Here is an 8,348-nt window from a genome sequence, read left to right as displayed (position 1 = left end):
AACCGGCGACATTCAGCTTGGAAGGCTGACGCTCTACCAACTGAGCTACTCCCGCATTTTTTTGGACAATTCCAAAAACACTTCAATATTTCAAAATAACCTATACCTTTTTCGCAATATAGCTTTTAGTTTTTGTGGGGAGAGCAGGATTCGAACCTGCGAAGACGTAGTCAGCAGATTTACAGTCTGCCCTCGTTGGCCGCTTGAGTATCTCCCCTCAAACTAAATTTTCAACAAAACGAGCCGATAGAGGGACTCGAACCCACGACCTGCTGATTACAAATCAGCTGCTCTAGCCAGCTGAGCTACATCGGCATTTTCGACCTTTTTACGCATAAAAAAGTCCGCTATTTCTAACGGACTGCAAATGTAAATATAATTTTTTTTAAACAAAACTATTTTAGTAAAATTTTCGTTAAGCAAAAAGTCTTAATTTTTCTTTTCGTTTTACAAGTTTTCTTTCTAATGAATTACATGCAATATCCACCGCTTCTTCAAAAGATTTACATTGTTTTTTTACAACATATTTATCTTTAGGAACATGAACTTTGATTTCAACTATTTTATTTTCTTTAGAACTTGTATTTTCTACCTTAAGGTAAATGTTAGAATCTATGACCTTATCATAAAAAACATCTAGCTTGTCCATTCGATTTTGAATAAAATCAATTAGTTTTCCGTCAGCAGTAAAATTTACGGATTGCACATTTACTTTCATAGAATACGTTTTTAAAAGGTTAGACAAAAAGATTATATCACTATTCCCTACTTCTTGGATGGGAAGACAAGTGCACTTTTTTTAGTTCGGCAATACTATTATGAGTATAAACTTGTGTGGATGCCAAACTAGAATGTCCCAATAACTCCTTTACAGAATTTAAATCTGCCCCTTTGTTCAACAAATGGGTAGCAAAGGTATGCCTTAATATATGTGGACTCTTTTTTACTTTAGAGGACACCATACTAAAATAATGATTTATTATTCTATAAACAAAAGTTTCATATAGTTTATTGCCTGACTTCAATAAAAAAACGTAGTCTTTATCTGATATTTTTTGAGAATTTTTCCTGTATTCAAAATACTCCTCAAATAGGGAACATGTTGAATTCAATAGTGGCAGCATGCGTTCTTTATTTCGTTTTCCTAAAACTTTTAAAACATTAGAAGACAAATTCACATGTATCATTTTTAAATTGATTAGCTCTGCCCTTCTGATTCCTGTGGTGTACAACAATTCAATAATCAATTTATCTCTAAGGCCTTCAAAATCATCTTTAAACTCAATTTGTTGCAATGCATTTTCCATTTCCTTTTCAGAAAAAGGTACTTCTACTTTTTTAGATGTCTTTAATGCCTTGTGCTTTGCCAAAGGGTTTACCTCAATTTCACCTATTCTCAATAAAAATTTATAGTATGCCTTTAAGGAAGCTATCTTTCTATTTATGGAACGATTGGACATTGAGGTATTTACCAAACTAACTATCCAACTTCTAATAACAGTATATTCTATATTATCTATACTGTTTACACCATATTCGTTCGAAACAAAAACTGCAAATCCTTTAATGTCTTTTTTATAGGCATTTACTGTATGTTGCGAGTAGTTCTTTTCTAAAGAGAGGTAAGAAATAAATGGGTCTAAAGCCATAAAACAAAGTTACATGAACTTTGTCCAAAAAAAAATCCCACATCTCATTAATGAAATGTGGGATTCATATTTTATAAAAAAGAACTTATATCTCTTCTTGGTCTCTTAAACCTTGGATATATTGTGCTTTCTGTATCTGAGCTCTTCTTTCAACAGAAGGTTTAGTAAACTGTTGACGACTTCTCAACTGTCTCATTGTACCCGTTCTATCGAACTTACGCTTAAAACGCTTTAAAGCTCTATCTATATTTTCTCCTTCTTTTACTGGTATTATTAACATTGGCTCTAACCTCCTCTCTTTTGTGATTTTTGGTGTGCAAATATACTATTATTATCAATATATCATACACAAACCATTTTTTATTTCATTTAAACCTTTGTTGCAGGTTTATATGTTTTCTTATCTATAATTATTTTTGATAGAATTTCTTTTAATATTTCTGAAGTACCGCCACCAATAGGTCCACATCTACTATCTCTTAACAACCTAGCCAATGGATAGTCTTCCATATAGCCGTAGCCACCCAACATTTGCAAACAATCATAAATAGTACCGTCCGCTATTTTAGTGGACAACAATTTAGACATCGTAGCTTCTTTAACTACATACTCACCTTTATTTAATCTATGAGCAACAGAGTAATTAAATTCTTTACACATTTCTACCTCAGCTGTTCTTTCAACTATAGTATGTCTTAACGCCTGAAACTCATTAATTTTTTTTCCGAAAGCCTCCCTCTCCGACATATAATTCATTGTATACTCCAAAGCAAACTCAGCACGTGCATGGCCATTAACCCCCATAATTAATCTTTCCAAAGAAAAATGCTGCATTATATAAGGAAACCCTTTTCCTTCTTCACCCATTAAGTTTTCCTCTGGGATAACTACATTATCAAAAGCAATCTCTCCAGTATCAGAAGCTCTCCAACCCAGTTTATTAAGTTTTGTAGCTGAAATTCCAGGTGTTTCCCTATCCACTACAAAAATGCTTATTCCTTTGTTCCCTAATTCTGGTGATGTCTTTGCCGTAACAACTAAATAATCACTATATACACCATTAGTTATAAAGGTCTTGGAGCCATTTAAAATATAGCTATCCCCTTTTTTTGTTGCCGTAGTTCTCATTCCTGCCACATCAGACCCTCCAAAAGGTTCCGTAATACACAAGCATCCTATTTTATCCCCAGCAATACTAGGTGCCAAATATTCGCTCTTTATTCTGTGGTCTCCTTCTTTGTTTAAATGGGTCATTGCTAAATACATATGTGCCCATATTGCAGCAGCAAAACCTCCAGAATTCACTTTTTGCAATTCTTCTAACAAGATTACAGTATAGAACAAATCTAACTCCAAGCCGCCATAATGTATGGGATAGGTAAGCCCCAAATAGCCCATGTCACCAAACTTTTTCCAAATAAACCGCTCTATAGTTCCAGTTTCTTCCCATTTATCAATATGTGGCACAACTTCTTTCTTTAAGAAATCCCTTAGGCTTTCTCTAAACAAATTATGCTCTTCACTGAAATATCTTGTATCCATACACTTAATCTACACCTAGTTATTTAGGTTAACGAAGGGACAAATATAGTTGAATTCTATCAATCTTATTAGATGGAAAATCTTCTATATATTCTAATTCTTTAAACGAATTTATTACCCCAATATTCTCTCTATGTTCCACTATTTTTTGTGCCACATTATATTGGATATAAACTAATTGAGCTATTTCTTCTTTTGATGCAGTGTTAATATTTACCTTCTTGATTTCTGGTGGATTCAATACTTTATATTTCTCTAATGTCCTTTGAACTACATCTGGCTCCAAACCATACACATCATACAACTGTTCATCAACAATAAAACCACCCAAACGATTCCTAAATTTTATAATTCTAGCTGATAGTTTTTCTCCTATTCCATTTATCTCCATTAAATCTAAAGCAGTTACTTTATTAATGCCCCTTACTTCTTTATTAACATAACTAGACCTATCAGTTTTTAGAATAGATTGTTTTTTTATATTTTTTGTCCATTCAGGAAACTTAAAATAAGGTGAGATACTTTCCAATAAAGAATCGGAAACCTGAGTAACTGCTTGAAACTCTTCAACAGAGTTTATATATTTATCCGTGGCCCTAAAAATAAGTAACCTATTTATTTCATTAACAGACATCCCCAAGGTGTAACCTTTATAATCTGTTATAAAATTTGGATTAAAAGGATAGGTTTTAAATGCATTCTTCTCTATCTGATGCTTTTTTAATTCATTGATTTCTTCCTGAAATTCTAAATCAACTGACAATACATTTTCATTGTTTAAATCAATGGAAGTATAGAAGAAATAAGCGGCCTGAAGTAGAACTATAATTAGTAACAAAAAGAAAATCCCACTCCGTTCTTGTTTATTGAACTTAAAGTGGGATTTTAAATTTTTCAATTATACTATTATTATCTAGTCTTTATTGCTTCAAGGTATCTGTTCAATTGTTTTTTAACTACTGGGAACAAAAAGTACAATCCTACCATATTTGGGAACACCATTGCAAAAATCATTGCATCGGAGAAATCCCATATAGATTTCATACTTGCTGCAGCACCAATTATAATAAACAATAAGAACAATAACTTGTACACTAAATCAGCCACTTTACCTCTTCCAAAAAGAAATTTCCATGATTGCAATCCATAATAAGACCATGAAATCATGGTAGAAACAGCAAACAATACTACGGCAATTGTTAAGAATATATTTGAATATGGGATGTACTTGGCAAAAGCCATTGAAGTAATACCTGCACCTTCATAGGAAGCACCATCAATTATAACAGCACCACCATCTCCACCATACTCAAAATAACCACCAAAATTAAAAATGATAATTACCAAGGCTGTCATGGTACATATTACAACAGTATCTATAAATGGCTCCAATAAAGCAACTAATCCTTCAGAAGCCGAATACTTTGTTTTAACAGCTGAATGAGCAATAGACGCTGAACCAGCTCCTGCTTCATTGGAAAATGCAGCTCGTTTAAATCCTACCAACAATACTCCAATAACACTTCCTACACCAATTGCTGTTGGATTAAAAGCCTCTCTTAAAATTAGTCCAATTGCATCATCAATCAAAGAGAAGTTGCTAAGAATAATATACAAACATGCCACCAAGTACATTACTGCCATAAAAGGCACTACTTTTTCGGTTACAGATGCAATTCTTTTGATACCTCCAATAATAATGATACCTACTACAACTGCGAGTATTAATCCAATGACTGCTCCAGCACTGGTACTTTCCAGCCCCATTAATTCTTTAAGAACAATGGTTGCCTGGTTAGATTGGGCAGCATTTCCACCACCAAAAGAACCACCAATACAGAATATAGCAAATAGCACTGCTGCAACTTTACCAAGCATCGTAAATCCTTTATCCTTTAAGCCCTTGCTTATATAATACATTGGACCACCATATACAATTCCATCTTCATCTACATCCCTATATTGAACCCCAAGTGTACATTCCACAAACTTTGTGGACATACCTAATAAACCACATATTACCATCCAAAAAGTTGCTCCAGGTCCGCCCAATGCAATAGCTAGAGCCACCCCCGCTATGTTTCCATTCCCCACGGTACCAGAAACCGCTGTTGCCAATGCTTGAAAATGTGTAACCTCACCTTCTTTACTTTCATCTTTTATTGTCTCAATTGCATCACCCCCTGGAGTGGAATCACCGTACATTTCTTCCGATACGGCATGGTCAATGTCATCATATTTACCTCTTACTACATTTATAGCTTTTCCAAAATACCTAATGTTTGGAAACCCAAAATAAATGGTAAAAAACAAAGCACTTACAACCAATAATATTAAAACGAAAGGGATTCCGCCTATTTCAAAGAAAATTACATTGGAAAAGAAATCTGATATGGGTTTAAATCCTTGATCAATTTTTTCATCAAGCCCCATTTCCTGAGAAAATGAAAAAAATGGAACAAACATCGTCAGCAACGCAAGAATTCTGTACTTCATATTTTCAGTTTTAAATTTTAAATTAGTCAGTTAATTTGGCAATATCATAAAAATTACCAATACAATCAAGTATTGGTGTTGAAATGTGGTTCAACTATATGGAACATTTCATTTAATTTCTTAATCTGCTCTGACCTTCCTAAAACAATTACCTTACTTCTTGACTCTAATTTTAGGTCAGCCTCAGGATTAATAATATAGTTTCCATTTGGCTCTATATAACCAATAATAGTACACCCTGTCTTTCTTCTTAAATCCAAATCCCTTAAAGAATTTCCTTCCACTTGTCCTCCAAAGTCTTCAATGGCCACTTCTTCCAAATTGGTATTATGCTCTCCCTCCAAAGAAAGTTTGTCCATAAAGGTTATTAAATCTGGTATTACTACCAAAGATGCCATATGGTCGCCCCCTATTTTATCTGGCATAATAACCTTATCTGCCCCAGCTAATTTTAATTTTCTTTGAGAAGCAACTTGGGATGCTCTGCTAATAATAATAAGTTCTTTATTAAGTTGTTTTGCCGAAAGTACCACAAACAAATTGGCGGCATCATCTGGCATGGCCGCTATGAGATATTGTGCACGTTCTATACCAGCCGCCATAAGAACCTCATCCTCATTGGCATCTCCCTCCACAAATAGAATGGCGTCTTCATATTTTTCTATTACATCCTTATCTCGTTCTATTATAACAAAAGGTCTGTTATAAGTTTTTAATCTTTCAGCGGCCTGAGTTCCATTTCGTCCATAGCCGCAAATAATAATGTGGTTGGATAGGTTACTAATCATATTTTTCACTTTTTTCTTTTTTAGGAGTTCTAGAGAATTTCTACTTAGTATATATTCTGTAATGACGGATATTGCAAAACCGAATACAAAAACACTGGTCACAATCAAAAAAACCGTAAACATTTTCGCCTCTGTCCCTAATGGCTTTACTTCAGAAAAACCAACAGTAGTCACTGTTATAATGGTCATGTAAAAAGCCTCAATCCAAGAATAGTCCGAGATAAATTTATACCCTACCACTCCAATAAGCAGCACCAAAGCCATTAGAAAGAGTGCTAAATATAATTTGGATCTAAAAAATTTTATCATAATTACAGATCAAAAACTGATGTTCTTTTGGTGTATACCAAATCTTTAATTTTTAACCAAAATGCCAAAAACAGATACAATGCAAAACCAAATCCTAAAGTAACAAAGGTTAAATAAATAAAGGATGTTCTTACTACTCTAGCTCTAATTCCAATCCGTTCCGCAATCCTTCTACAAACCTCAAAACCTCTTTTTTGGAAATAATATAATATTTGATAGAAAAATTTCATGCCTAAAATTAGTCAATTCTATTTAATAAACTAGCTCCCACTGCGCATTGCAGACATTTGTTCTTTGTGCAATATTCATTGTACAATTGTAAGATTGCTTGGCTATCTAATGCATTTATAGAGTATATTCCTATTTTATGAAAATTATCAATTATAGTATTTTTTTCCTTTTTTATGTTTGACGCAATATTGGTAAGCTCCTCGCTAACATCTTTTCCCATATGTTTTGCGTAACAGAATTTTAATGGAAGTACTGTATTTACAATAACCAAGTCAATAAATTTTTTAGTGAGTTTTTTGGTGCTCTTCTTAGATTCTTTTCCAAAAACATAATGATTGTCCCAATAATCACTTACCGAAACCTCAAAAACAGCATATATTTCATCAATAGAATTTGCATTGATTATTTTACTGAAAATGTTCTGATGAGCTGCGTATAAGTTTGCAATTTGAGATAGTCTGATTGTAGGAAAATTAGGTGGTCTTAATTTAAAAAAACTTGGCTTTATAACACCATCACTCTCAATTGAATATTTATTCTTTATAAATTGATATTCTCTCTTTAAAGTGATGTAATAATCATCAACTATTTCATTATCATCTATAAGTTCCGAAAGACCATATAAAATACTTTCTAACTGAAAAACATCATTTTGCAGCTTGCGAATTATTGAAAAGTCCAAAGATTTTGCAATGCTTAAAAATGATTCGCCATTTATATTGAGGCCAAAATTCTTTAACAACATACAGAAAAGTACTTTTTCCCAATCATTTTTAGATTGCTCCAAAAGTTCCAATATCAATTCGGATTTTCTTTCCAAACGTTCAAAATAGAGGCGCTCCTGCCAATTTTTAAAAAGGAAATCATCAATCTTTTCAATGTCCTTTTCACAATTTATAAAAGTGATAGTTTTTTTATCCAATAGTTTTTGATGTGCTTCGAGCAGACTCTGTGAAATAAAATTTTTCAATTCCAAAGTAGGAATCTCTGTATTATCCTTTCTAAAAATAGTAGAATCGTTTTCCCAAACTACATGAAGAATAACGCTCTCGTAATTTTTATCTTCCTCATGGTGGTGCGCATACCAATCTGATGAATTTACATGCATTTCTACATTCCCAGCCCACAACTGGTCATCAATTTCAATTTTGGCGTTTAAGAAATCTGGCCCAGTAAATAAGTTATGCATGCCAAAATCTACAATAGAAATAGGTTCATTATTGGTAGAATACAAACCAGATGCTTGTACCTTTTTATGTTTCCAAATAAAATGCAGTAAATCCTCTCGCATGTACCGAAAATAAAAAATCCCGCCGAAGCAGGATTCATTTTA

The 8,348-nt window shown here is 33.2% G+C and carries 9 protein-coding genes and 2 tRNA genes; all 11 read right to left on the bottom strand.

The window, feature by feature from the left end:
• Positions 1 to 135: 135 nt before the first annotated feature.
• Positions 136 to 217: transfer RNA gene (locus AC000W_RS12585), tRNA-Tyr, on the bottom strand.
• A 24-nt stretch (positions 218 to 241) separates the two neighbouring features.
• A tRNA-Thr gene (locus AC000W_RS12580) sits at positions 242 to 315 on the bottom strand.
• A gap of 100 nt (positions 316 to 415) precedes the next feature.
• Entirely contained in the window at positions 416 to 718 is a 303-nt protein-coding gene (gene hpf, locus AC000W_RS12575; protein WP_474748772.1) for a ribosome hibernation-promoting factor, HPF/YfiA family, read from the bottom strand.
• A 40-nt stretch (positions 719 to 758) separates the two neighbouring features.
• Entirely contained in the window at positions 759 to 1,649 is an 891-nt protein-coding gene (locus AC000W_RS12570) for a tyrosine-type recombinase/integrase (RefSeq protein WP_474748770.1), read from the bottom strand.
• A gap of 85 nt (positions 1,650 to 1,734) precedes the next feature.
• Entirely contained in the window at positions 1,735 to 1,929 is a 195-nt protein-coding gene (gene rpsU, locus AC000W_RS12565) for a 30S ribosomal protein S21 (RefSeq protein WP_167961659.1), read from the bottom strand.
• Positions 1,930 to 2,018: 89 nt separating this feature from the next.
• The gene (locus AC000W_RS12560) at positions 2,019 to 3,191 is read right to left on the bottom strand and encodes an acyl-CoA dehydrogenase family protein (protein WP_474748768.1); all 1,173 of its coding nucleotides are present in this window, start codon (positions 3,189 to 3,191) and stop codon (positions 2,019 to 2,021) included.
• A 28-nt stretch (positions 3,192 to 3,219) separates the two neighbouring features.
• Positions 3,220 to 4,089 (bottom strand): ComEA family DNA-binding protein, encoded by an 870-nt coding sequence (locus AC000W_RS12555; RefSeq protein WP_474748767.1) that lies wholly within the window; start codon positions 4,087 to 4,089, stop codon positions 3,220 to 3,222.
• Between the two features lie 11 nt (positions 4,090 to 4,100).
• Positions 4,101 to 5,687 (bottom strand): alanine/glycine:cation symporter family protein, encoded by a 1,587-nt coding sequence (locus AC000W_RS12550; protein WP_474748765.1) that lies wholly within the window; start codon positions 5,685 to 5,687, stop codon positions 4,101 to 4,103.
• A 65-nt stretch (positions 5,688 to 5,752) separates the two neighbouring features.
• Positions 5,753 to 6,784, bottom strand: a complete 1,032-nt coding sequence (locus AC000W_RS12545) for a potassium channel family protein (RefSeq protein WP_474748764.1) — start codon at positions 6,782 to 6,784, stop codon at positions 5,753 to 5,755.
• A 2-nt stretch (positions 6,785 to 6,786) separates the two neighbouring features.
• Complete coding sequence (locus AC000W_RS12540; protein ID WP_474748762.1) at positions 6,787 to 7,014, bottom strand: PspC domain-containing protein; 228 nt, start codon at positions 7,012 to 7,014, stop codon at positions 6,787 to 6,789.
• Between the two features lie 8 nt (positions 7,015 to 7,022).
• Positions 7,023 to 8,306: a DUF2851 family protein gene (locus AC000W_RS12535; RefSeq protein ID WP_474748760.1), complete on the bottom strand. Its 1,284-nt coding sequence runs from the start codon at positions 8,304 to 8,306 to the stop codon at positions 7,023 to 7,025.
• Between the last annotated feature and the right edge of the window lie 42 nt (positions 8,307 to 8,348).

This window comes from Saonia sp. (assembly GCF_056326165.1).
Note: the sequence above shows the minus strand (reverse complement) of the source record. Positions and strands in the feature narration are given on the sequence as shown.

Excerpts from the sequence above, each read along its gene's own strand:
- AC000W_RS12540 (WP_474748762.1), bottom strand. The coding sequence starts at position 7,014 with ATGAAATTTTTCTATCAAATATTATATTATTTCCAAAAAAGAGGTTTT.
- rpsU (WP_167961659.1), bottom strand. The coding sequence starts at position 1,929 with ATGTTAATAATACCAGTAAAAGAAGGAGAAAATATAGATAGAGCTTTA.
- AC000W_RS12535 (WP_474748760.1), bottom strand. The coding sequence starts at position 8,306 with ATGCGAGAGGATTTACTGCATTTTATTTGGAAACATAAAAAGGTACAA.
- AC000W_RS12550 (WP_474748765.1), bottom strand. The coding sequence starts at position 5,687 with ATGAAGTACAGAATTCTTGCGTTGCTGACGATGTTTGTTCCATTTTTT.
- AC000W_RS12560 (WP_474748768.1), bottom strand. The coding sequence starts at position 3,191 with ATGGATACAAGATATTTCAGTGAAGAGCATAATTTGTTTAGAGAAAGC.
- AC000W_RS12545 (WP_474748764.1), bottom strand. The coding sequence starts at position 6,784 with ATGATAAAATTTTTTAGATCCAAATTATATTTAGCACTCTTTCTAATG.
- hpf (WP_474748772.1), bottom strand. The coding sequence starts at position 718 with ATGAAAGTAAATGTGCAATCCGTAAATTTTACTGCTGACGGAAAACTA.
- AC000W_RS12570 (WP_474748770.1), bottom strand. The coding sequence starts at position 1,649 with ATGGCTTTAGACCCATTTATTTCTTACCTCTCTTTAGAAAAGAACTAC.